We start from the raw sequence: 23891 nt of genomic DNA, 5'->3' as shown, positions 1-23891 counted from the left end.
TTATTTTTTCAAAAAATCCACTAGCTTTTCCCTTGTTGAACTGAACGATAAGGCGTCCCCTACTTTCTCATAATTCTGTTTATCCACACAGGTTGGATAAGCATATTTGGCAAAGGCCAGTTTATTATCATCTCGTATAAAAAGTTCCATTAAATCAACAATTTCACTAACACTTAGATGCATACTTTTTAATTCCTGAGCAGCTACAGCAAGTCTATCCTGATCGTTTTCCTTCTGATTTAATAGATCGTTCAATCGATTGGAATTCGTCTTATTCATTACTCCGGCATCAGACAGATCATTATCTTCATTTTCAGCATATCCTCCTTGATTCGCTACACCGTTACGATAAACCTTAGCGTCTTCTGACTGCCTATATTGATCATTATTATATCCCCCACGATTATTGTTTGGCAAATCATCACGATCTTCCGATTGTCTGTATCGCTCATTACCTTGTTCATTACTATATCCATCCCGGTTATTATACGGTAAATCCTCACGATAATTACCGTTGTTATACCGATCTACAGGATTCATGGATTCCAGGATAATCCCCCTATTTCCGCCTCTGCTACTGACAGAAAATACCACATTCATATACTGTCCATTTCTATTGACAAGTTGCACACCACTGCCATTCAATGTGCGTTGCTGTCTGTCAGCAAATACAATACGCAAATCATAACGACGACTCGTCAAATTGGATACCCTAATATCCGTGGAAGCCCTATTATTATACAAAACGTTGTTGATATAAAGAAAAAATGGGACATCTGTAGAATAGATGTTTAATGCCCCTCCAAAAGGTCTGTATCGCTGCGCAAACCCAGCCGTTGCGACAATAAGCAACGAGACCATAACCAAAATTTTCCTGTACATAATCCGATTCAATTTATAATCCTTCGACTACACAGAATAAAAAAGGATTAAGAAACCAAAGAATTTAACATTTTGTTATGCTTTCTTGTTCCGGTACTTCTTATAAAGTTTTACGGCCATCATTAAAGCAATGGATAAAATTAAGAGTCCCAAAACGCCAAATATCCAGTTCAGTGCCGATTTTAAGACAACAGTAAAAACAATAGCGAATAATAAAACTGTTGCGACTTCATTAAACAAACGGAGATTTGTTGAAGTTAATTTGGATTCTTGACGACTCAATTTGAACATAATCTTCTGGCAGGTAAAATGATAGATAATCATTCCCAGAACGAATGTCAGTTTTACATGCATCCACCCCATGGATAATAAACCAGGAGAATAGCATAACATAACTAGTGCAGAAAAGACAGTGATGTACATCGCAGGAGTAGTAATAACCCACCACAGTAATTTTTCCATCTTACTGAATTCTTTATGCAAAACATCAAACGCTTCTTGACTCTTGTCCTTAGCTTCTGTATGATATATAAAGAGTCGAGGCATATAAAACAGACCTGACATCCAACAAATCACAAAGATAATATGAACTGCTTTTGCATATAAATAGACCATAGTTACAAAAATAAGAAAAGTTAATAGCATTCAATACGTCCAAACATCAATTGCGCAAATCTTACATCCAATATACAAAAGTGCTATATCAACCGAAATAGATTAAATATAGGGCAAACAAAAACGACCTGCGAAAGGCAAGTCGTTTTTGTTTTTGAAGTAGATAGCAAACTAATAGCTAAATTCCTTTACAACCTCAATGGCATATTTTACATTATCAAAAGGAATATCTGGCATGATACCATGTCCCAAGTTAAAGATAAAACCATTTTCACCTCTCATGCGCTCAAATAATTCGATAATCTTCTTCTTGATAACAGGTTTATCTGCATACAAAACAAATGGATCCAAATTTCCTTGAACAGCAATACCCTGTGGCAGAGATTGTTTAATATTTTTTAAATCTGCATTCCAATCGATAGAAACAACATCAGGTTGCGCTTCGACCATCATTGGTGCAAAAACAGAAGATCCTTTACAAAAGGAAATGACAGGAATATCCTTACGGTTCAACTTAGCGATAATCTGCTTATTATAATAATGCGAAAAATCACGGTAATCATTCCAGGATAAAGCCAGGGCCCAGCTATCAAATAATTGAATTGCATTTACTCCAGCTGCGATCTGCATGTTAAGATATTCAACCGTTACATCTGCGATCTTTTGAAGGATCATATGTGCCAACTCAGGCTGATTATTCAACATCAACTTCGTTAACTTAAAATCTTTTGAAGATCCACCTTCAACCAAATAACTTAAAATTGTAAATGGTGCTCCCGCGAAACCAATCAAAGGGATACGGCTGTCAAGACGTTGTTGAATGACCTTGATTGCATCAGCAACATACTGTAATTTATCCAAACAGTTGGTAGACAAATCTTCAGCATCCTTTACAGAACGAACAGGATTAGAAAAACGAGGCCCTACACCTTGTTCAAAGGACAAATCCCCTCCCATGGCTTCAGCTGTAACTAAAATATCAGAAAATAAAATAGCTGCATCAATGCCTAACAAATCTACCGGAAGCATAGTGACATCCGCAGCAATTTCTGGTGTTTTGCACATCTCCAAAAAGGAATATTTATTCTTGATATCCCAATATTCCTTCATAAAGCGTCCAGCTTGACGCATCATCCACACAGGAGGTCTTTCCGTTTGCTGCGAAAATGCAGCTTTAATCAATAAGTCGTTTTGTAAAGTAGTACTCACTATAAATGTTTTGAAATTTCGTTTTCTATTTTTGTAATAATGCTGTTCTGTCTAGCCGTCAGATGTAACTTATTGGCAACATCTGTATAAGCTCTCGCTCTTTCATAATCCAACTTTCGCAGCGCTATATTTGCCAGATTAATCATCACCATACCCTTTTCATTATCTTTTTTCCAAGGCAGACGTGAAGCTAGCTGAAAATGATATTCGGCCTCATCGACACGTTCCTCTTTAAGCGCAATATTTCCCATCATAAATTCATAGAAATTACGTCTGCCTTTACGAAGTGCGTCCGGATTCTTTATCTCAGCTAGCAAATTTTTTGTCTTTTCATAATCTTGCCTATGAAAAGCCTGCGTTGCCAAAAAAACGGACCCTTCTCTAAAATGACTCCAAATCAAGTAGCCTATTCCGCCTGCTATCAGTACAGCAGTTTGATAATGCCCTTGGTATAAGCCATAGCCCAAAAATAATGCAGCAATAAAAATAACGGCTATTCTAGCCCTGATTGTCATCATCTCTTTCTACCTATGCGTTATTGTCGGTAAACTTATAACCAACACCTCTGATAGAATGGAAATAAATCGGATGCTTTTGATCTGGTTCGAAATATTTCCGGAAGGTTAAGATAAAATTGTCGATGGTACGTGTAGATGGGTAAACATCGTAATTCCATACGGTCTCCAATATTTGTTCCCGGGATACGGCCTCATTCCGTCGTTCAATCAACAGTTTCAACAGCATGGTTTCCTTCTTTGTCAACGAAGTGATCGTGCCATCTGCATGATGTAGCTCATACGAATTAAAATAGATCGTTTTATCACCAATTTGATAAGAATTTAGTTCTTTCAAATCGTCTGGTTTCATGCCACGACGCACCAAATTTCCAACACGAAGAATCAATTCTTCTAAGTTGAAAGGTTTTACCAGATAATCATCCGCCCCTTTCTTAAGACCCGTAATTCGATCCTCACTGCTATTTTTCGCAGTTAAAAACATGATAGGAACCTCAGTGTTTTGCAGTCGAATAGTTTCAGCCACTTGGAATCCATCAATTTCGGGAATCATCACATCCAAAACCACCAAGTTGAAACGTTCCTCCTTGAAGACTTTTAGTGCTTTTTTTCCATCAGTAGCCGTAGTAACACGGTAGCCTTCCATTTCGAGATTCAACTTGATAGCTTCTAACAAGTGTTCTTCATCTTCGACAAGTAATATTCTTTGTTTACTTTGCATTTCTTTCAAATGTTACTTCAAAAATACTCCCTTTAGGAGTGTTATCTTTAACTTTTATGGTCGCGTCGTGCTTCTGCAATACGGTTTTCACGATATATAACCCCAAACCTGTGCCTTTGGTTTTTCGTGTTGCCTCACTTCCCACGCGATAAAACTTATTAAAGATAAGTTTTTTCTCTTCATCACTGATACCGATACCATGGTCAGCAACAGAAAAAATTATTTTATTATTCTCCGTATATAATTTCACATCCACCATAGCACATGCCGGCGAATACTTAATTGCATTTTCTATCAGATTAGTAACCACATTACTAATCGCAAACTTATCTGCATGAATAATGATATCCGCTTCCAAATAAGGTTTCAAAACTTGTGAACTACAGGAATTCTTCTGAAGCCTATCTACAACCTGTTCTACCAAAGCAGTAAAATTAAAATCCTCCTTCGGCATACTGTAATTTCGGCTGTCCAACTTGGTTGTCATCAATACATTTTCCACCAGATCATCCAAACGCTCGATATCCTTCAGCGAGTTTCTCAAGAACGTTTGTTGTTGCTCTTTGTCAAGATCACGCCTCAAAATAGTTTGAATATACAATTTGACGGAAGCCAATGGCGATTTAAGTTCATGCGTAATAGCCAAAAGAAAGTTCTGCTGTTGTTGAAGCAGTTTCTGCTCCCTCTCAACCAGCCGCTTCAACCGCCATGCACCCCACAAGAAAATAATCAAGAAGAATATTCCCTCTCCTATGATCATGTTCTTTTTACTCGGATCAAAACGGATAAACATCACCCCCCACCATATCAGTTGCATAACCGCATAGAACAATAGAAAATAAAAGAGTAACAGCGCTTTCTTCATGTGACAAAAATAGGTATTCACCCATGTATTCGGAAATATCCGAAGGATTATGACACAAAGAAGAAAATTAACCGATTCGCAATAAGACTAAAATCACCAAACAGTCATATAAACCATCGGAGACCCGATATCGATAAAAGTGACTTTTAATTTCATCACTAGATAACCTAACTGACTTGGAATTTCAGGTTAATTTGTTTTAATTTTGCATATGTTTAATCACGAGAAAAAAGACATTTTCTTCGACCTAGATCATACCATATGGGATTTTGATAAAAATGCCGAAGAAAGTCTGCACGAGCTATATTTTAAATACAAGTTTGATCACTTGTTTAATCAAGAGTCATCCACTCGTTTTATAGAAACTTATACAGTTAACAATCATCGACTTTGGGGACTCTATCATCACGGAAAGATTTCAAAACCAGAACTCAGGAAAGCTCGCTTTGCAGATACCTTTACCGAGCTCGGTGTGGATCCAGAGTTGTTTCCTGAAGAATTCGAACTGGAGTATCTCGCTATCTGTCCAAAAAAAACAAACCTGTTTCCCCATGCACATGAAACCTTGGCTTATTTGGGTGACAGATACAATCTTCACCTGATATCTAATGGTTTTAAAGAGGCCTGTGAGACCAAACTGGAAAAGAGCAACCTAAACAAATACTTCAAACATATTTTTATTTCAGAAGTCATCGGTGTGAATAAACCGGATCCCCGAATATTTGAGTTTGCTATGACGACTGCTCAAGCGCAAGCCCAGCAATCACTGATGATCGGAGATAACCTTGACGCCGACATCCGTGGAGCCGTAAATGTAGGCATGGACGCCATTTTCTTTAACCCAAATGTTATTGAAAAACCAGACGATGTATCACATATGATTATCGACTTGAAAGAATTACAATCGATACTATAGAAAATAGAAAAAGCAGCTTAAAGCTACTTTTTCTATTTTAGAACCTTAACGGTAATATTCTTAAACCATACATCATTTCCATGATCCTGAAGACCGATAAGCCCCGATTTGCTATCGCCACCAACATGGCTCAACAATTCAAAAGCCAAAGGCCATTTTTCCTCACTGAATTTACTTTTTTGCAATAAATCAATCCAGGACTTATCCCATAATGTATATTCAACAACCTTTACACCATTTTGAAAATGCTCTACCTTGCCATTGTTTACTCTGATCTTAACTTTATTCCACTCGCCATACGGTTTACCATTCTGAGGCTTAGCAGGGATCATATCGTACAATGATGTCGATTTACGGTTTCCATCTACACCCATTTTAGCATCAGGATGGTTCTCATTGTCCAAAACCTGACATTCTGGAGACGAGATATAAATCGGTTGTCCTTCCACTTCCTTCGCTAAAAAGAAGATACCTGAATTTGCTCCTTTAGCAACTTTCCATTCCATCTCCAATTCGAAATTCTTGAAATCATGAGCAAAGACCAAGTCACCACCTTCTTCTTTACCAACATTGGCTTGACTATCAAATTTGATCGCTCCCTCATTAATTACCCATCTTTTTGGCACTACTGTCTTATCATATCCTCTCCAGCCTTCCATGGAAGTACCATCAAAAATAACATAGGCCCCAGCTTTATTCTTTTTAAATTTCTTGATATCTACACGGGGTAAATCTAAGATTTTGTAAGCAGGAACCTCTTTTTTTGCTTGCGCTACGGCAGTATTAAGATGTGCTGAAAAAGCAATCACCGATACCGCAAGAACTGTTTTTAATAACTTCATTCTTTTTAGTTTTAGGTTTGTTTTAAAATTAAATTTAAGCATTTGAGTGTATAAAGAGGAATATTTTTTAATATTCCTCTCCGCCACCCATTTCATTTGTATTCGACACTTTTTTCTTTGATTTGTTTAAATCTTGGCTACCAAACCGATAGGAAAGTGATAAGGTTACCATCCTCTTCATCCAACGGTGCTCAAAATCTGATATAAGTTGAGCAGTCTCCGTCACACCATTCATTTTTCGCGAATTAAATACATCTCTCACATTCAACATAATTGAAGCTTTCTTCTTGAACACATCTTTTTTTAAGGCTAGATCCATACCTTTCATGGCATTCATCTGCCCCTGAGCCATTACACGCGAAGAATTATACTCGCCTCTCATTTGAGCAGAAAACGTTGGTGTAAAACGATAATTAGCGGTCAGATTAGCATTATAAGCGAAATCCTTTCGTTCTTTAATATCGTAGTCCGGGTTTGCATTATACTGAATGTGGATCAAATTGAGATTAAATGTAAAGTCAAAATCCTTCGTTGCGTTGACTTTTGAAATAAACTCAAAACCCGAAAGATTACGACTGGTCATATTCTCCCATCTACTGTATGTTCTTCCATCCTCTATCTTGTAAACAAATGGCTGAATAACCTCACTTGCGTGATTGAAATAGGCAGAAGATATGAGGTTTACTTTACCAAAGGTTTTGGCAAAGCTCATTTCCAAACTGTGTACATCTTCCGGTTTCAGATTCGGATTTCCCTGACGATAATTCAAATCATCGGATACGTTTAAAAATGGGTTAACTTGCCAACCACGAGCCCGTTGAACACGGCGCGAGTAGCTAAATTGAACTTTATCCCCATTTTCACCAACATCGTAGGTTAAAAACAGTGTTGGATATAACCTGAAAAATTTCTGTTTAGCATTGGATTCCGTTCCCACTGCAGCTGGATCCTTGGAGAAATAGGTGGACTTGAGTTCAAATTGCTCTCCCCGGAGTCCAATTTGATAGCCAATTTTATCTGTTAATTTATTTTGATAATTCGCATAAATCGCATGGACAGTACTCGTAAAATCAAAATCGTTGCTGATTCTATAATCCGGCACATAATTACCTAAAGAATCGAGTGATCTGGAAAATTGTGTATCAAATGACTTTCTGATTTGAGACCTGTAGCCTGCCTCGAATTTGCTTACCTCGGAGAAAGGTAAAACATAATCCAATTGAAGATTGATATTCTTACCATCCTCAGACGTAACATTCTTCCGTGAGGTGGCCTTCCGCCCATCGGTGTAATTTTGAGAAAAATCATTTGTACCATCTTCCTTATCTCTCCCATAACTTGCATTCCCCGTCAACTCCTCTCCTTCTCGCTTAAATTGATGTCTAAAATCGGCGTTTAATTCATAACCAAGATCATCTTCAAATTGTGTTGAATTTCGAACACTCGTTCCTGTCATCTGCGATTGCTTAAAGAACTCGTAATTCAAGTCTTCTATTCGCTTGTTATCACGTATACTTAAATTACCCGAAAAACTCAATGAAGTACGGTCTGTCATATTATAATCAAACCCAGCTTTTACCGTATGGCTATTGCCCTTTCTTGACGATTCGGATTCGCTATAATTACGCGTGCTATCCCCAAAAAACCTGTTGTCCGTTTTCCCACTTCCCAACATGTTTCGTTTATTGAAGTTATAGGATCCGAAGTAATTGAATTTCCGATCACGATAATTCAATGTTATACCAGCCATATAATTATCATAAGAACCAGCGGATGTATTTATCGATCCGTTCAGCCCTGTTCGAATATTTTTCTTTAAAACGATATTGATAATCCCAGTTTGGCCCTCTGCATCATATTTAGAGGATGGATTTGTGATGACTTCAACTTTTTCAATTGAATTGGCAGGTAGACTCTGAAGCAAAGAAGTTACATCATTTCCTGCTAAGGCAGACTCCCGTCCGTCGATTAAAATCTTCACACTACTTGATCCACGCAAACTGACCGATCCATCCTGATCAACTTGCAAAGTGGGGACATTCGCAAGCACATCGGTCGCTGTTCCACCCGCGCTGACCAAACTCTCGCCAACATTGAAGGTTTTACGGTCTATACCAATTTGCATGGCAGGAGCTCTTCCTTCAATAACAACTTCGTTCAACATATTACCTGTAGATTTCAAAGCAATTCGACCTAAGTCCTTGCTTTTACTTCCTAAGACCTCTATACTATCAATGGTTTGTGTCTCGTAGCCAACATAAGTAATACGGACATTATATTTACCAGGTTTAATATCAGACAACAAAAGGAATCCTTGGGATACAGACTGTCCCCCCTTAACAAAGACGTTACTATAGGCGTCCAAGAGCGCGACACTAGCCGATGAAATAGGTTTAGAAGTTTCGCTATCGACTAAAATAGCTTTGATTTGACCTGTTTGAGCAAAAAGAACAACAGGTAAAAAGAATACAAATAAGAAAGATTTAAACGATTTAGCGTAAAAAAACATGCTTCAGCTTAGTTTATAAGTTATAGTGCAAAGAAAACTAAAACTTACAGACAAAATTGAAGCGTAACCATATTATTACGGTAACAAAAGAATAGCAAATTACTCCACAGAAACAGTCAATCCCTCGGCTTTCAGAATTTTACGATAGATCTCCATCTCCGTATAAGTACCCTCCAGTACAGCACATTTCCCCTCAGTATGTACTTTCCAGGCAATCTTCTCAGCTTGCTTCTCGGTATATTGTAAATGATAGATGAGACAATGAATCACATGTTCAAACGTATTGGTTTCATCATTCCACAAAATGAGGCGATTAGACTCTTTCACAGAGGCTAATATCTCTTCTAACGTAAAGGTTTCTTCAGCAGTTTGGGTACCCATGCTGCAAAAATAGAATATTTTTTTCTAAATTAACGATAATATAAAAGGGAAGAATACAATCAATTAGAGGAATTTATTATGTTACAGTCAAAAATTGCAGGAATTGGCTATTACGTCCCAAAAAACGTATATACCAATAATGACCTAACACGCTTTATGGATACCAGTGACGAATGGATTCAAGAACGAACTGGCATTAAAGAACGTAGATATGCAGACCGAATAGGCGAAACCACCACCACTATGAGGGTCGAAGCAGCTAAAATTGCCATCGAACGAGCCCATATTACACCTGAAGATGTCGACTTCATCATCTTTGCCACCTTATCGCCAGATTATTATTTCCCGGGCTGCGCCGTTCTACTGCAACGGGAAATGAAGATGAAGGAGATCGGGGCACTGGATATTAGAAACCAATGTTCTGGTTTTATATATGCGCTTTCTATTGCCGATCAATTTGTCAAAACAGGGATGTACAAAAATGTGCTAGTGGTTGGTTCGGAGAAACACTCTTTTGCGCTTGACTTTTCTACGAGAGGACGAGCCGTTTCCGTGATTTTCGGAGATGGTGCCGGAGCAGTAGTTGTGCAGCCTACAACCGAAAATGGCAAAGGAATCCTGAGCACGCACTTACATTCAGATGGAGCCGAAGCCGAAAAGCTAGCGATGTATTACCCCGGAGCTTCCAGTGGAATTTGGTTAGATAAAATGCCCAATTGGCCGGATCAGGAATTGGGCGGATTATTAATGACCAAAGAGATGCTCGAAGATGGAACTGCGTTTCCAAATATGGATGGCCAGGCCGTCTTCAAAAAAGCTGTTGTCAAATTTCCTGAGGTCATTCATGAAGCGCTGGCAAAAAATAATTTAAAAACCAGTGATATCGATTTATTGATTCCACACCAGGCCAATCTTCGCATTTCGCAATTTGTACAGAAAACTCTTGGATTAAGGGAAGATCAGGTATTCAACAATATTCAGAAATATGGGAATACCACTGCGGCTTCTGTACCGATAGCACTATGCGAGGCTTGGGAAGAAGGAAAGATTAAAGACGGTGATCTCGTATGTTTGGCAGCTTTTGGAGCAGGATTTACCTGGGGTTCAGCCTTAATTCGATGGTAGATAATAGCGTATATAGAAAAAGGGCTGATCATGTGTGATTAGCCCTTTTTCTATATATTTCGGAATAAAAAAATTATCCGTTTGATAATGCTGCTGCACCAGATACGATCTCCGTCAATTCTGTTGTAATTGCAGCTTGACGTGCCTGGTTGTAAGATAGCTTAAGTGATTTGATTAAGTCACCAGCATTCTCTGTAGCTTTATCCATTGCCGTCATACGTGCTCCATGTTCAGAGGCATTCGAATCTAAAACAGCTTTGTATAATTGAATCTTGATTGCTTTAGGAATCAACTCCTCGATAATCTTCTCTTTGGAAGGCTCGATGATATAATCCACCTCAGCTTCTATTTTTGCTTTATGCGTATGTTGCTTGTTTTCCTCCGCAGGTAATAATGGTAAAATCTGCTCTGCAGTCAACTCTTGAACTGCTGCATTTTTGAACTGATTATAGACCACTTCAACACGATCAAAATTACCTTCTTTGAATTGTTCCATGATAAATTCAGTCACCACAGATACAGAACCAAAATTTAAATCAGAAAACAAATCAGAGTGATTAGCTACCATATTGAAGTTACGTTTCGAGTAGAAGTCATAACCCTTTTTACCAATACCAATGATACTCAAATTACCCTTTGCATGTTGCTCGGCATATTTGTTAAAGATCAAGTTATTAGTCGCTTTGATAACATTTGCGTTGAATGCTCCAGCCAAACCTCTATTAGAAGAAACAACAACGATCAACACCTTATTTGGCTCGCGGTCTACTGTAAAAGGAGAGTTACTTCCCTCAACACTCGCAGAAACATCCGCCAAAATATCTCTTAGTTTATTCGCATATGGGCGCAATTGTAAGATAGCGTTAGTAGCGCGCTTCAATTTAGCAGCCGAAACCATTTTCATAGCTTTCGTGATCTGCTGTGTTGATGATACCGAGGTAATCCGGTTTCTTACTTCTTTTAAATTTGCCATATTTGTTTTAAGTATTAAGTACCTAGTATTGAGTATCGAGCCTTGTCGATAGACTCAATACCAAATACTCATTACTATTAATATTTTGATGCTAAATCCTTAGCTACTGTTTCTAATACTGCAGTTAATTCATCGGAGAACTTATTCGCTTTAAAAGCTGACAATACTTCTGGATGACGTTGTTCCAATTGAGTCAAGAATTCTTCTTCAAATTCTCTCACTTTATTTACAGGAACATTACGCAATAAACCTTTAGTTCCGATATAAATGATCGCCACTTGCTTCTCAACAGAAACCGGAGAGTATTGACCTTGTTTCAAGATCTCAACGTTACGAACACCTTTATCCAAGACAGATTTAGTAGCAGCATCTAGATCAGAACCGAATTTCGCAAAAGCTTCCAATTCACGGTACTGAGCTTGATCCAACTTTAATGTACCGGATACCTTTTTCATCGGTTTGATCTGCGCATTACCACCTACACGAGATACAGAGATACCTACGTTGATCGCTGGACGGATACCTGCGTTAAACAAGTTAGACTCCAAGAAGATCTGACCATCTGTAATTGAAATTACGTTGGTTGGGATATACGCTGAAACGTCACCAGCTTGGGTTTCAATGATCGGAAGCGCAGTTAATGAACCACCACCTTTCACCAAGTGTTTGATCGATTCAGGTAGATCATTCATATTGCGTGCGATATCATCTGAAGAGTTGATTTTCGCTGCACGCTCCAACAAACGGCTGTGTAGATAAAATACGTCACCTGGGTATGCTTCGCGGCCCGGTGGACGACGTAACAATAACGAAACCTCACGGTAAGCTACCGCTTGTTTAGACAAATCATCATAAACGATCAATGCTGGACGGCCTGTATCACGGAAAAACTCTCCGATAGCAGCACCTGCCATTGGCGCATAGAACTGAAGTGGAGCAGGATCAGCAGCAGATGCAGCAACAACTACTGTATAAGCCATAGCACCTCTTTCCTCCAATGTACGCACGATATTCGCAACTGTAGAATTTTTTTGACCTACGGCAACGTAGATACAAAATACAGGTTCTCCTGCATCATAGAATTCTTTTTGGTTCAAGATTGTATCGATACAAACAGCTGTTTTACCTGTTTGACGGTCACCAATAACCAACTCACGTTGACCACGACCAACTGGAATCATCGCATCGATCGCTTTGATACCTGTTTGTAATGGCTCAGTTACCGGTTGACGGTAGATAACACCTGGAGCTTTACGCTCGATAGGCATTTCATACAAATCACCTTGAATAGGTCCTTTACCATCGATTGGTTGACCTAAAGTATTTACAACACGTCCCAACAAGCCTTCACCAACTTTGATGGATGCAATACGGTTGGTACGTTTAATAGTATCTCCTTCTTTGATCTCATCAGAAGGACCTAAAAGTACAACACCAACGTTGTCTTCTTCTAAGTTTAATACAATACCTTGTAATCCGTTATCAAATTCAACCAACTCACCGGACTGAACTTTAGTTAAGCCGTAAATACGAGCAATACCGTCACCCACAGCAAGTACGGTACCCACTTCCTCTAGTTCGGCTTCTGATTTAAAGCCCGACAATTGCTCTCTTAGAATTGCCGAAACTTCATCTGGTCTTACCTCTATCATTTTAATTATTATAAGGGGTTTTTTGATTTATTTTACTTCAAGTATCAGAACAAATTAATTATTCTGATTCAAATATCTTTCCAATTTATTCAACTTACCAGCAATACTTGCATCAATTTGGCGATCGCCGATATTGACTACAAATCCACCGATCAAACTATGATCAACTTTATTGATCAATATCACTTGAGCGTTGGTTTCTTTCGCAAGTACATCTTTCATCGCTGCCAAATTAGCTTCAGAAAGCGGCGCTGCAGATGTAACTGTAGCTTTCACAATTCCTTTTACCTCGTTGTACTCACGAATAAATTCTTGAGCAGTGGCATAAACAATCTCGCCACGACCTTTATTGATCATGATCTTAAAGAATGCCAAGATATTTGGATTGATCTTATCTTTAAATAGCGCATCCAATATGTTTTTCTTCTTGTCCAAAGGAACAATAGGATTGGCAAAAACAGCTTGCAATTCTGTACTGGATTTTAAAACAGCAATGAATGAATCCATATCCGCCTTGATTGTTTCCAGTGAGCCTTGCTCGCTAGCCAAGTCGATTAATGACTTAGCGTATCTTGATGCTACTTTAAATACTGACATAATTCTATTTCGTAATTTGAGTGACCGGATTAGTTCAATTTAACGTCATTAAGCAAATCTGCTACTAAAGCTTCTTGCTTTCCTTGGTCCTCAAATTCTTTGTTTAACACTTTACGAGCAATATCCAAAGACAAAGAAGAAACCTGAGACTTAACCTCTGCCAAAGCTTTGTTCTTTTGTTCGTTGATCTCGATTTTTGCTTGTGCAATCAATTTTGCACCTTCAGCCTGTGCCTGAGTTTTTGCCTCGGCTACAATCTTATCTTTAAGTTCTTTTGCTTCCTTAAGGATAACATCGCGTTCTGCGCGAGCTTCTTTTAGTAATTGTTCGTTCTCATTTGTTAAACGAGCCATTTCTAATTTAGCTTTTTCAGCAGCCTCCAAAGCACTTGCAATACCTTTTTCACGTTCGTCTAGGGCATCAACAATTGGTTTCCATGCGAATTTACCTAATAAAAAGATAATAACCACAAGGACGATGACCATCCAAAAAAACAAACCGTACGAAAACGAATGTATTAATTTATCCATTGTTATACTATATAATGATAATTCTTATTTTTTAAGATTCAGGAATAATATAACCTGCAACCAACCGTTGCAGGTTATACCATAAAACCGTTGTGACTATTTACCTAATAATAAAGCACCGAATGCTAAACCTTCAAGTAAGGCACCAATGATAATCATTGCAGTTTGGATTTTAGATGCTGCTTCTGGTTGACGAGCGATAGCTTCCATTGCAGAACCACCAATTTTACCTAAACCTAAACCTGCACCGATAACGATTAAACCGGCTCCAATTAAATTGTACATAATGTATGATTTGAATAATTAAAAAATTTACTAATTAATGATCGTGATGTTCTTCAACAGCCATACCGATAAATAAGGATGACAACATCGTAAAAATAAATGCTTGTAAGAATGCTACCAATAATTCGATAACCATCAAGAAGATTGTCAAGAACATGGAAACACCGATACTACCCACTACTGTCAATTGGTGTTGCAATAAATAAACAATTGCAATCAGTCCCATTACGACCGTGTGACCAGCTGTAATATTTGCAAACAAACGTACCATCAAAGAGAATGGTTTTGTAAACAATCCCAATACCTCAATTGGCGCTAAAACAAATTTAAATGGAACCGGAACTCCTGGCATCCAAAAAATATGCTTCCAGTAGTTTGCGTTTGCTTTGATATTCACAATTAAGAATGTAAAAAGAGCCAAACATAAAGTTACTGTAATGTTTCCTGTAACGTTAAACCCTAGTGGTGTCAAACCAACCAAGTTTAAAATCCAGATCAAAAAGAATACAGACAATAAATAAGGCATGAATTCCTTGTAACGATGACCAATGTTTGGAATAGCCATCTCATCACGTACATAGATAACCAAAGGCTCCAATACACGTCCAACACCTTTAGGTAAATTGTTAGCACCTTTTTTATATGTTTTAGCCAAACTAATAAATGCCCAAAACATTAAAAATGCAGCCAAAAACAAACCAACAACACTTTTAGTGATCGAAAAATCTAAAGGCATCGCTACAGATGGATGAAAATCGACAGCATCATGAATTTCATGAGAACCAATCACATAGGAAGTTTCAAATTCCTTTTTCTCTTCTTTTCCATCTTCATTTATAGTCATAACATAGCTACCATCAGCATTTTTACGATACTCATGACCAGTCAAATTACCAGTAGCATCAGTCTTATAAATTTTCCCGTGATACAATGCATAATATTGACCGCCAACCTCAGCAACTTTATTACCGTGATTGAATGCCGAAGCCATAAAAACTTTCAAGCCATTATCGATCAAAATTACCGGCAATGAAAAACCATAATGTTTACCTGTCTCTTCATCCGAAAAGAAGCTAAAATAATAATCATCTTGTAAGTGATGCTCAATATGGCTATTGATTTCCTCAGCCTGCGATTTTTCTCCGTGTGCATCCTCATTCGCCTTTGTTAAAAATGGCGCAACTGCAAACAGAATAACTGCTAAAAATTGAAGTGTTCTTTTAAGACTCACGATACTACTATTATGTTATTTAAAATTTTTTGCGAAAATACTATATATAAAGCACAAAAGCTACTTTAATATTACATTTTTTTGAAAAAACTATCGTTTTCTCCCTTAGGATTTGTTTAAAGCCTTGTAAGCAAATATAACATCGTAAAAAAGGAATAAAACGACAACGATCAAATAGTTATATTTTAAAATATCAGCCTGCGGTTTTGCCAACCCATTATGGATATAAACATAATTTAGGACAAACTTTAAAGTCAATAATCCCAAGAAAACAAAACCAACATATTGCGGAAATTTCTGCGAACAGTAACTTATCCCCACCATGATGATCACGGATAATATCAGTTGAAAAATATAAATTTCATACAATGGAAAATGTAGATCTTCCAGGGAATGTATACCATCAAAAGACTTTAACAAAAAGAAATGAACGGCAAAAATTAATACCGCAACAAAAAATAAAATAAGGGCCTGCTTTATATATACTATCATCTATCGTTTAATCGATTCACTTGTCTAATGACTTGATATAGAGAAATTCCAATCCCTCCAAGAGTACAGATCTTCATCCATAGTTGGTTCTCAGCATGAAACTTACCGTCCAGCCAATCCCCTAATAAATAAAATGCGTAAATGGTAAAAACCATCTGGGTTGAAATAGTCGTCAGCACAAGCCACTTGTTAGGATCTTTCTTGTTTTCCATAAGCAATCTTAAGGTTATCAATGGGCTTTCAACAAACTATATCACACAATTTGTTACAAATATACGCTATAAATTTTTATTGCCTACAATCCCAAAACTTTTTGTCCAATTTTAATATCCGGATAATCAATATCTGCCCCCAAAAGCATTTTAAGTTCCGAAGAAGACTTATCCGGATTTGCACGAATAACACCAAGAATACGATCCAACTTATCCTGCTCGATCAACTCTGTTGCTTCCACTTCCGTACCAACAAAGTTAATTAAATGTCCATATATCGTACCAGCGACCATCCCGCGCTTAACAGCTATATCAGCAATACTCATCCCATCCTTAAACATTTCTAAGGAAATCTCCTTTGTATCCAACTTCTTAGGTCCTTCTTCATCTGCACTTTGTGCAGCCAATTCGTCTTTTTCTTTGGTCTTCACACTGGCAGCAACATCGAGCATCGCTGTTTGAAAATCTTCCCGTTTTGAAAGCGTTTCAGCAATAAGCAGACAATGCTGCAACTGCTCGCGTTTTCGCTTGTAATCAAGCAATAGTGCTTTTAACTCATCAATATATTTCTTCGTACGTTTTCGTATCTGATACTCTTCAATATGTTTGGTTAAGGCCTCAATCAGATCTACATCCATTTTCGGTAAAAACCAATTGACCGCAGCAGTAGAACGTTCACAAATTACATCATAGTCGATCGCGTTTTTATCCCGCAACAAATCATACAATACAACAATAAACTTATGTGCAACTTTCTCCTGGGTCTGAAGGTGCTTGACCAATTGTTGAAAGAATAGTACTGCTTGTTCCTTTCCATCAATATTACGCTCTTCAAGTGATTTCAGCAGCTCCGAAGTCTCGGCCAATAGACCGTCCCAACGGAAACCATGCATTAAAATCTGGCCAAGATAATTCCGCTGGCATTGCTCCAAAATCTCATTTACATCAACCTGTCCCTGAGCACGCTGCGCAAATTCGACAACTTGGTAATCTGTACGGATAGCATAAGAAGGGATGATCGATTTTAATACAAGCCCATCTAAACTCGTTAAACGGCTCAATGCAACGTACACCTGTCCCGCGGCAAAAGAGGTCCCTGCGTCGATGATTGCTTTTTGAAAAGTTAAGCCCTGGCTTTTATGAATGGTGATAGCCCAGGCCAGTCGAAGTGGAAATTGCGAAAATGTACCCAATATCTCCTCCTTAATCTGATCTTGCCCCTTGTCGTAATTATACCGAATATTCTCCCAAGTCTCTCTTTTTACCGTTACAGATTCCGACCCATCAGGAAATGTAACTGTTACTGTGCCCTGTACCGTATCGATGTCCTTTACCGTACCGATCTTTCCATTGTAATATTTACGTTCATCTCCCGAATCGTTTCGAATAAACATCACCTGCGCCCCTATTTTTAAAGACAACGTTTCTTCAGCAGGGTAGGACCCCTGCGCAAAATCATCTTTGACAACAGCCTTAAGATTTAACATTTTACCTGATAATGAGGCCAACTTGGCTCCGTTTATTTCATCAGCATTTCGATTATGGGAGGTCAATGTAATATACTGCTCCTCTTCATTTGGAACAAAGTCCTGCTGATAGTAACCATTTAAGGTCGTGAGCATGTCACTGGTACATTGATTGTTTCGTATGGCATTTAATATGGAAATAAAACCCTCATCTTGCTGACGATAGATTTTATTAAGCTCTAACATCACCAACGGATTATCCCTTAAAATTTTAGCGTTAAAGAAGAAAACAGAAGAATAATGATCCCGTAAAACATTCCATTCGGCGTCTTTCACTACTGGTGGCAACTGATACAAATCTCCGATAAACAATACTTGTAAACCACCAAAAGGCCGCATATCGCGACGAACAGATTGCAGGATCACATTAATCGCATCCAATGTATCTGCCCGGACCATTGAAACCTCATCAATCACCAAAAGCTCAAGTTCCTGCAAGATAGCCCTGCGCTGCTTGGTCAATTTAATCGTACTGAATAAACGTGATTTATTGTAAATATGACTATCCTGCTCGTCCCAACGTAATTCATAATCTTCTATAAAGGTTCCAAATGGAAGCCAAAATAAAGAATGTAAAGTGGTTCCGCCCGCATTCATCGCTGCGACGCCCGTGGGTGCCGTAATAGCCATCTTCTTGTAGCTATGCTCACGAATATACTTCAAGAACGTCGTTTTTCCTGTACCAGCCTTTCCTGTTATAAATATGTTTTGGTTCGTTTGGTTAACAAAAGCAACAGCCTGCATAAATGCAGTATTTTCCCGATCGACTTGAAAGTTTGACATATCCTGAAATTAGATTGATCACAAAATTAGCAATTTCATTTTTAACTTCACGCGACATATTATAGCTAGGGATATCCAAAACAGCTCCATTATAACGTATTTAGATAAAGCTAAAACGGTTAACTTAAAATATTAATGGATTTTTTTTATATTTAGCAACTGAATTAACGAATAACAAATTTTTAGAATTTTTAATATGGCTATAGATAAAATCGCATTGTTTGAAAAAGTACAGGAAATGCTGACATCCAAAGGTTTTCGTATTGATAAATCAGATGCTGCACGCCCTTGGGGAGGATTTTTCGTTATCGACGAATCCCAAGCACAAGAATTTGCCGATGAGTACTTCGGCGGAATGGATGTACAAGAATTAAGAATCTCAGGGAAATTAAGTCCAAAAATTTTAATTGTTGCACCAGAGAAAAGACTTTCATGGCAATATCACCACCGTCGTGCCGAAATCTGGCGTGTTATCCAAGGTAACGTAGGCGTTATGGTTTCTGACACAGATGAAGAATCGGTTGTTTCAACATTGAAAGAAGGCGAAACGATTAGATTGCGTCAAGGGCAACGTCACCGTTTAATTGGATTGGATGGCTTCGGTATTTTAGCCGAGATCTGGCAGCACACAGATGCCAACAATCCTTCTGATGAAGACGATATTGTTCGCGTACAAGATGATTTTGGCAGATAATAGTCCCACAAGACCGTTACCGCCCAAACAAAGATTCCCAATCAACAATTGGGAATCTTTGTTTTTACCCCAAACATAAAGCGCCATAGCAGCCGATTCACTCTCCCTAATTTGCATTTCATCGCTTTTATCCAAGCTCCTCCACCCCATGTCCATTTCAGGTGTTCCATAACGCAATTCATTAGAAGAGAATATTAATTTTTATTATTTTAGTACAGATATAATCAACTATGACATGATGAGCAACGACGATACTAAAAGAGGATCCAGTATATTAAACAGTCTGAAGAAATTAATTTTTGAGGACGATCAGCCGCAGCAAACTCCGCCGGCACAAGCCCCACCGGCTCCGACCACTAATGCCGCTCCTGAAAGACCGCAGGTACCACCGGCATATTCATCGCCGACGGTCCAGGCTCCAACTGGAAAAACACCGCCCCCAATCCCTATAACAGCCAATGACGGAACAACCGACCTCAAAGAAATGAAATTAAAGGTCTATGCCATTCTTGAAAAACTCAACGAACAGGGTGTAGATTTTTTCGAAGTATGGAATGCTGCTGCCGCAATGGGAAAAGTAGAGGAAAACACATTAAAAGCAGCCTATACTTCACTGAAATTTGTAGACAGGTCGTTAACCAAGGATAAACTGGTAGCAACTGGCACAAATTATGCTAATAAACTGAAAGAAACCATTGCCAAAGAATCGGAACAAAAACAGGCTGAAAAGAAAAAGACTGAACAAGACCGAACCATGGAGATTGCAAATCTGAACACTGAAATCAAAACAATAACGGATAATATCGCCAAATTGCAAGATGACCTACAGAAAAAACAACTCGCTTTGGGTCAAATTAATGAAAAGTACGAACCAAGAATTAAAGATATCGAACAAAAAATAAACATCGGCAACGCGGCCGTTGATGAAGTGGTCACCGAAATCAACACTGCATTGCATATGATTAATCAATCAATAACATAAAAATAAATCAATGGAAAGAAAAGATCAGTATGTTAATATTCCCGCTGAGATAAAAACGCAACTTCCGATATTTCAAGTACTGGGCGATCATCTGCCTGCACAATTAAAATCACCAGAAGCGAAGAAGACAGCTTCGTCGATCTTCTTTTGGGCACTTTTACTTGGTGGAGCCTTTGCTTTTTTCAAGTACTTACCGATTATGCTGGAATATGCCGGAAAAAGTATACTTTTTGTGATATTCAGTATAATCCTGATTACCTTATTATTGCTAGCCCCAAAGATCATTGCACTATTGCACCGATTGGGAACCGTCCTACTTTTTAAAGGTGAAAAATCCATCATTAGAAATAACCCTATCGAAACCTTACAACTGTTATCAAGAGATGCAAAAGACACCCTGAAACGCGTGAAGGAAAAAATCAGCAATGTAGACGGTGTCCGCATCGACATGATTCAAAGCGGTGAAACTGCTCAAAAAACAGCCGAAGAGAAGTACACCTATGCGAAACGTTTCACCGCTGAAGCGGCTAATCTCGACGAGAAATCAAAGGAGGAAACGAGCAAAAATAATGCAGAGAAGGCAAATGCTTATGCAAGAGATGCCAAAGAAACACGTACCAAAGCATTTCTATTGGGAAAAGAAGGTGAATCTGAAGAGCAAAATGCGCGCAGTTATGTCCAATATGCCAATCAATTTGCAAAAGTATTGGAAGTCCTAAAAGATAATGAAAGCGCAGCGCGTATCTATGTCAGCACCTTGGATAGCAGCATTTCCATTATTTCCAAGAAGCTAGAAGCCACTCAAAAGATGAAAAATGCCACCGATGGCCTAGCCGATGTGTTCAATATCAAAGATGGTTGGGCATTTCAAGAGGCCATGAATGCAGCAACAGGTGCCATCAGTCAAAATATTGCCTCTATCCGATCGAATCTTGATTTCTTGGATCAAAACAACAACATCACCGTGGGTGGCACGCCTACTCAAGGTGAACTGGAAGAGTTTATCCGCAAAGTTGACGAACGTAATCTAAATGTATTAAACGTAACGCAAATGGCCGATGCCAGCTATGAACTCAAACCCGAAGAAAAAGTAGATAAAGGATTTACATTACTCGATTAATATTAACTAAAATCAAACTTATTATACGAACATTATGGAAGAAAAATCAACATGGGCAAGATTAAGATGGCCAATCAAAGCAATTATCATCGCCTTACCTATTCTCGCAATCGGTTATTGGGCCATTCAATCGGGCAAATTTGATGCTAATTCGACAGTCCAAACAACAGATTCAACAAGCAATAATGGTCATGCGGCCGCACCTTCATCAGGCTCAGAAACGACTCGTTCATTCAACTATCAACCCGAAAAACCAGTCGACGGCGAATACAAGGGTGTCGTTGAAGTGGGCGCTTCGGGTTTCAATTCCTTTGTCGTCAATATGGACAAAGAAAATCGCTGGGAGATCATTTCCAAAGACTTTGGAAAGTCATTTGCCTACGAAGGATTGGCAAATACGGAAGACATCCGTAAAGGATTAAAAGATTATATAGGCATGATGCTCGACAAAGGCGTCAAATCCAAAAACATACATTTCGTCATTAGCTCCGGAGCTCAAAAAGAACCTAAAACTTCAGTTATCAGTGCTGAACTAAGAAAAATGGGCTTTGTGGTCAACTTGGTTACAGCGGAGCAAGAAGGAAAATTAGCGTTAAAATCTGTCCTACCGAAAGCTTACGAAGATAATTCATTTGTTGTTGACATTGGCTCCGGTAACACCAAAATTTCCTGGATTGACGGTGACACAAAATCGGTAGAAGCACCCGGTGCAAAATATTATGAAAAAGACCTTAAAGATGACGCTGTCTATACAGAAGTAAAAAAATTAGGCGAGAAAATTCCTTCAAATAAAAGAGAGGTTTGTTTTATTATAGGCGGGGTTCCTTTTGAACTAGCATCACAGACACGCCAAGGTGAAGAGCGTTTTACGGTTTTGAACGATCCAGCATCTTACAAAACAGATAAAGTAAAAACAAAGAGCGGTGTCAACATCTATAAAGCAATTAAAGATGCAACCAATTGCGACACCTTCGTATTTGATTGGGATGCCAATTTCACGATCGGATTCCTACTTTCACTAAACAAATAGTCAAGACGATTAGCAAAAAAAAAGCGCTTTTCTCAATAAAAGAGAACAGCGCTTTTTTTTTGCAACCTTTTTTGTTATCCCATAAAACTCAAGAGATATAAAACAATAATGATCGCCAATACTAAAAAAGCGATTTTCCAAAAGCTATAAGGTCGTTGTCCATAAACTTTACCGTTAAATGCATTGACCATGATCTGATAACTCTTTCCTTTATACTGATATGCAGATAACCATACAGGTAAAAGAATATACTTCAATTTAATGGATTTAAAATCGCTATCAATAGAATCAATATCCTGTGTATCACCACCGATGTCATCCTCAACCTGACGTTCGATTTCCCGATCCATAATAGCCCGGGCAGTTTCCGCCGCTTTTACATGATCCACACTAAAAGTTTCAGCGATAAAGCCACTTAAATATTGCTCATTGAAAGGTTTTAGATAGCCCAAATTCCAAGGTCCGATTTTATCAGAGAACTTTTCGGGAAGAGATGTTGATCCCGAAATGACAATATCCTTAAATTGACTATAGATACTACCTGAAGCTGGATACCAATTTGTTCGTCTTTCTTCGTATTCTTCCGTCTCACCATCCGAATTGCGTCTTGTACGCGTCAAATAATAATACTCTCCACGTGACCCGACGTAATCAGAATGTACATCTGCATCATAGGACCAAAATGGTATATACACTCCTTTTAAACGATCATTTCTTGAATTAAAAATTCGCTTAAAGTCATTCGGAGCGAACCATATCTTACCGGCCCATTGTGTCAATAGCCCAAAAGCATTTTTGTAATCAACGGAAAAGGGAACAAGACCATGTGGCTTCACAATACGCTTTTGCTGATGGTCAATTACCAAAGGTGAAGCACAAAAAGCACATAAATCTGCCGTAACATGAGGATTCAAACGCGAGTTTGCGCCACAGTTACTACAATGCACAACTTCAGCCAAATAGCTATAGCGCTCATCAGCGACCCCTTCCATTGCTTGTCCAAAGACTTTATAATCTGTTGATTCAATATGGCCATTTTCCGCTATCGGGTCCGCTATTTCATTTCTAGTTCCACAATAAGAACATTCTAAATAGGAAGTACCAGGCTGATAAGTCAAGATAGCACCACAGCCCTGGCATTTTAACCCCTGCTCTATTTCGGAGGTTTTTTCTTCAAAACTCATAAAACTCGGTCGTGCGTTTT

Annotated in this window: 24 protein-coding genes; 6 read left to right on the top strand and 18 right to left on the bottom strand. The window is 38.4% G+C overall.

What is annotated here, in order from left to right; translation table 11 throughout:
- The 6 genes from IQ31_RS10650 to IQ31_RS10625 form a co-directional block, all read right to left on the bottom strand.
- Positions 1-882: a proline and serine-rich protein 1 family protein gene (locus IQ31_RS10650; RefSeq protein ID WP_145327955.1), complete on the bottom strand. Its 882-nt coding sequence runs from the start codon at positions 880-882 to the stop codon at positions 1-3.
- Positions 883-957: 75 nt separating this feature from the next.
- Complete coding sequence (locus IQ31_RS10645; protein ID WP_075994977.1) at positions 958-1497, bottom strand: CopD family protein; 540 nt, start codon at positions 1495-1497, stop codon at positions 958-960.
- Between the two features lie 171 nt (positions 1498-1668).
- Positions 1669-2706 (bottom strand): uroporphyrinogen decarboxylase, encoded by a 1038-nt coding sequence (gene hemE / locus IQ31_RS10640; protein ID WP_088162929.1) that lies wholly within the window; start codon positions 2704-2706, stop codon positions 1669-1671.
- A complete protein-coding gene (locus tag IQ31_RS10635; protein WP_231585185.1) occupies positions 2706-3224 on the bottom strand; it encodes a hypothetical protein in 519 nt (172 codons plus the stop codon). Before IQ31_RS10635 ends, hemE begins: the two co-directional genes overlap by 1 nt.
- A 10-nt stretch (positions 3225-3234) precedes the next feature.
- Positions 3235-3942, bottom strand: a complete 708-nt coding sequence (locus IQ31_RS10630) for a response regulator transcription factor (protein ID WP_070563139.1) — start codon at positions 3940-3942, stop codon at positions 3235-3237.
- A complete protein-coding gene (locus IQ31_RS10625; RefSeq protein WP_088162930.1) occupies positions 3932-4807 on the bottom strand; it encodes a sensor histidine kinase in 876 nt (291 codons plus the stop codon). The genes IQ31_RS10630 and IQ31_RS10625 overlap by 11 nt, the downstream gene beginning before the upstream one ends.
- A gap of 211 nt (positions 4808-5018) precedes the next feature.
- On the opposite strand from IQ31_RS10625, the gene IQ31_RS10620 reads away from it, so the two are divergent.
- Positions 5019-5723: a YjjG family noncanonical pyrimidine nucleotidase gene (locus tag IQ31_RS10620; RefSeq protein WP_075994164.1), complete on the top strand. Its 705-nt coding sequence runs from the start codon at positions 5019-5021 to the stop codon at positions 5721-5723.
- A 32-nt stretch (positions 5724-5755) separates the two neighbouring features.
- Here IQ31_RS10620 and IQ31_RS10615 read toward each other — a convergent pair whose 3' ends face one another.
- The 3 genes from IQ31_RS10615 to IQ31_RS10605 form a co-directional block, all read right to left on the bottom strand.
- Positions 5756-6565, bottom strand: a complete 810-nt coding sequence (locus tag IQ31_RS10615) for a 3-keto-disaccharide hydrolase (protein ID WP_083663849.1) — start codon at positions 6563-6565, stop codon at positions 5756-5758.
- A 67-nt stretch (positions 6566-6632) separates the two neighbouring features.
- Positions 6633-9074, bottom strand: a complete 2442-nt coding sequence (locus IQ31_RS10610) for a TonB-dependent receptor (protein ID WP_145327954.1) — start codon at positions 9072-9074, stop codon at positions 6633-6635.
- 99 nt (positions 9075-9173) lie between these two features.
- On the bottom strand, positions 9174-9455 hold the full coding sequence (locus IQ31_RS10605; RefSeq protein ID WP_046671971.1) for an ATP-dependent Clp protease adaptor ClpS: 282 nt from the start codon (positions 9453-9455) through the stop codon (positions 9174-9176).
- A 78-nt stretch (positions 9456-9533) separates the two neighbouring features.
- Between IQ31_RS10605 and IQ31_RS10600 the strand changes: the two genes are divergently transcribed.
- The gene (locus IQ31_RS10600) at positions 9534-10580 is read left to right on the top strand and encodes a 3-oxoacyl-ACP synthase III family protein (RefSeq protein ID WP_145327953.1); all 1047 of its coding nucleotides are present in this window, start codon (positions 9534-9536) and stop codon (positions 10578-10580) included.
- Positions 10581-10653: 73 nt separating this feature from the next.
- On the opposite strand, the gene atpG is transcribed toward IQ31_RS10600, so the two are convergent.
- From atpG to IQ31_RS10555, 8 genes are all read right to left on the bottom strand, one after another.
- A complete protein-coding gene (gene atpG, locus IQ31_RS10595; protein ID WP_120333225.1) occupies positions 10654-11553 on the bottom strand; it encodes an ATP synthase F1 subunit gamma in 900 nt (299 codons plus the stop codon).
- Between the two features lie 77 nt (positions 11554-11630).
- Positions 11631-13205, bottom strand: coding sequence for a F0F1 ATP synthase subunit alpha (gene atpA, locus IQ31_RS10590; RefSeq protein ID WP_075994168.1), 1575 nt, complete (start codon positions 13203-13205; stop codon positions 11631-11633).
- A 54-nt stretch (positions 13206-13259) separates the two neighbouring features.
- Positions 13260-13802: an ATP synthase F1 subunit delta gene (gene atpH, locus IQ31_RS10585; RefSeq protein WP_075994169.1), complete on the bottom strand. Its 543-nt coding sequence runs from the start codon at positions 13800-13802 to the stop codon at positions 13260-13262.
- 29 nt (positions 13803-13831) lie between these two features.
- Positions 13832-14332, bottom strand: a complete 501-nt coding sequence (locus IQ31_RS10580; RefSeq protein ID WP_046671966.1) for a F0F1 ATP synthase subunit B — start codon at positions 14330-14332, stop codon at positions 13832-13834.
- Between the two features lie 96 nt (positions 14333-14428).
- Positions 14429-14617, bottom strand: coding sequence for an ATP synthase F0 subunit C (gene atpE, locus IQ31_RS10575; protein WP_021188666.1), 189 nt, complete (start codon positions 14615-14617; stop codon positions 14429-14431).
- 34 nt (positions 14618-14651) lie between these two features.
- On the bottom strand, positions 14652-15848 hold the full coding sequence (gene atpB / locus IQ31_RS27870) for a F0F1 ATP synthase subunit A (protein WP_244294456.1): 1197 nt from the start codon (positions 15846-15848) through the stop codon (positions 14652-14654).
- Positions 15849-16336: 488 nt separating this feature from the next.
- Complete coding sequence (locus tag IQ31_RS28220; protein ID WP_075994172.1) at positions 16337-16552, bottom strand: AtpZ/AtpI family protein; 216 nt, start codon at positions 16550-16552, stop codon at positions 16337-16339.
- 83 nt (positions 16553-16635) lie between these two features.
- The gene (locus tag IQ31_RS10555) at positions 16636-18861 is read right to left on the bottom strand and encodes a helix-turn-helix domain-containing protein (RefSeq protein ID WP_145327951.1); all 2226 of its coding nucleotides are present in this window, start codon (positions 18859-18861) and stop codon (positions 16636-16638) included.
- A 196-nt stretch (positions 18862-19057) separates the two neighbouring features.
- On the opposite strand from IQ31_RS10555, the gene IQ31_RS10550 reads away from it, so the two are divergent.
- From IQ31_RS10550 to IQ31_RS10535, 4 genes are all read left to right on the top strand, one after another.
- A complete protein-coding gene (locus tag IQ31_RS10550) occupies positions 19058-19555 on the top strand; it encodes a cupin domain-containing protein (RefSeq protein WP_046671961.1) in 498 nt (165 codons plus the stop codon).
- 235 nt (positions 19556-19790) lie between these two features.
- Positions 19791-20537: a hypothetical protein gene (locus IQ31_RS10545; protein ID WP_145327950.1), complete on the top strand. Its 747-nt coding sequence runs from the start codon at positions 19791-19793 to the stop codon at positions 20535-20537.
- A gap of 10 nt (positions 20538-20547) precedes the next feature.
- Positions 20548-21657 carry a hypothetical protein gene (locus tag IQ31_RS10540; protein WP_088162938.1) on the top strand — a complete coding sequence of 370 codons (1110 nt, stop codon included), beginning with the start codon at positions 20548-20550 and terminating at the stop codon, positions 21655-21657.
- Between the two features lie 34 nt (positions 21658-21691).
- Positions 21692-22687: a hypothetical protein gene (locus IQ31_RS10535; RefSeq protein WP_145327949.1), complete on the top strand. Its 996-nt coding sequence runs from the start codon at positions 21692-21694 to the stop codon at positions 22685-22687.
- A 74-nt stretch (positions 22688-22761) separates the two neighbouring features.
- Here the strand turns inward: IQ31_RS10535 and IQ31_RS10530 are convergent, their stop codons facing one another.
- A complete protein-coding gene (locus IQ31_RS10530) occupies positions 22762-23871 on the bottom strand; it encodes a TFIIB-type zinc ribbon-containing protein (protein WP_145327948.1) in 1110 nt (369 codons plus the stop codon).
- Positions 23872-23891: the final 20 nt, after the last annotated feature.

It is taken from the genome of Sphingobacterium siyangense (assembly GCF_007830445.1).
GTDB lineage: Bacteria > Bacteroidota > Bacteroidia > Sphingobacteriales > Sphingobacteriaceae > Sphingobacterium > Sphingobacterium siyangense.
The sequence above is the reverse complement of the archived record's forward strand: the minus strand, read 5'-3'. Positions and strand labels throughout refer to the sequence as shown.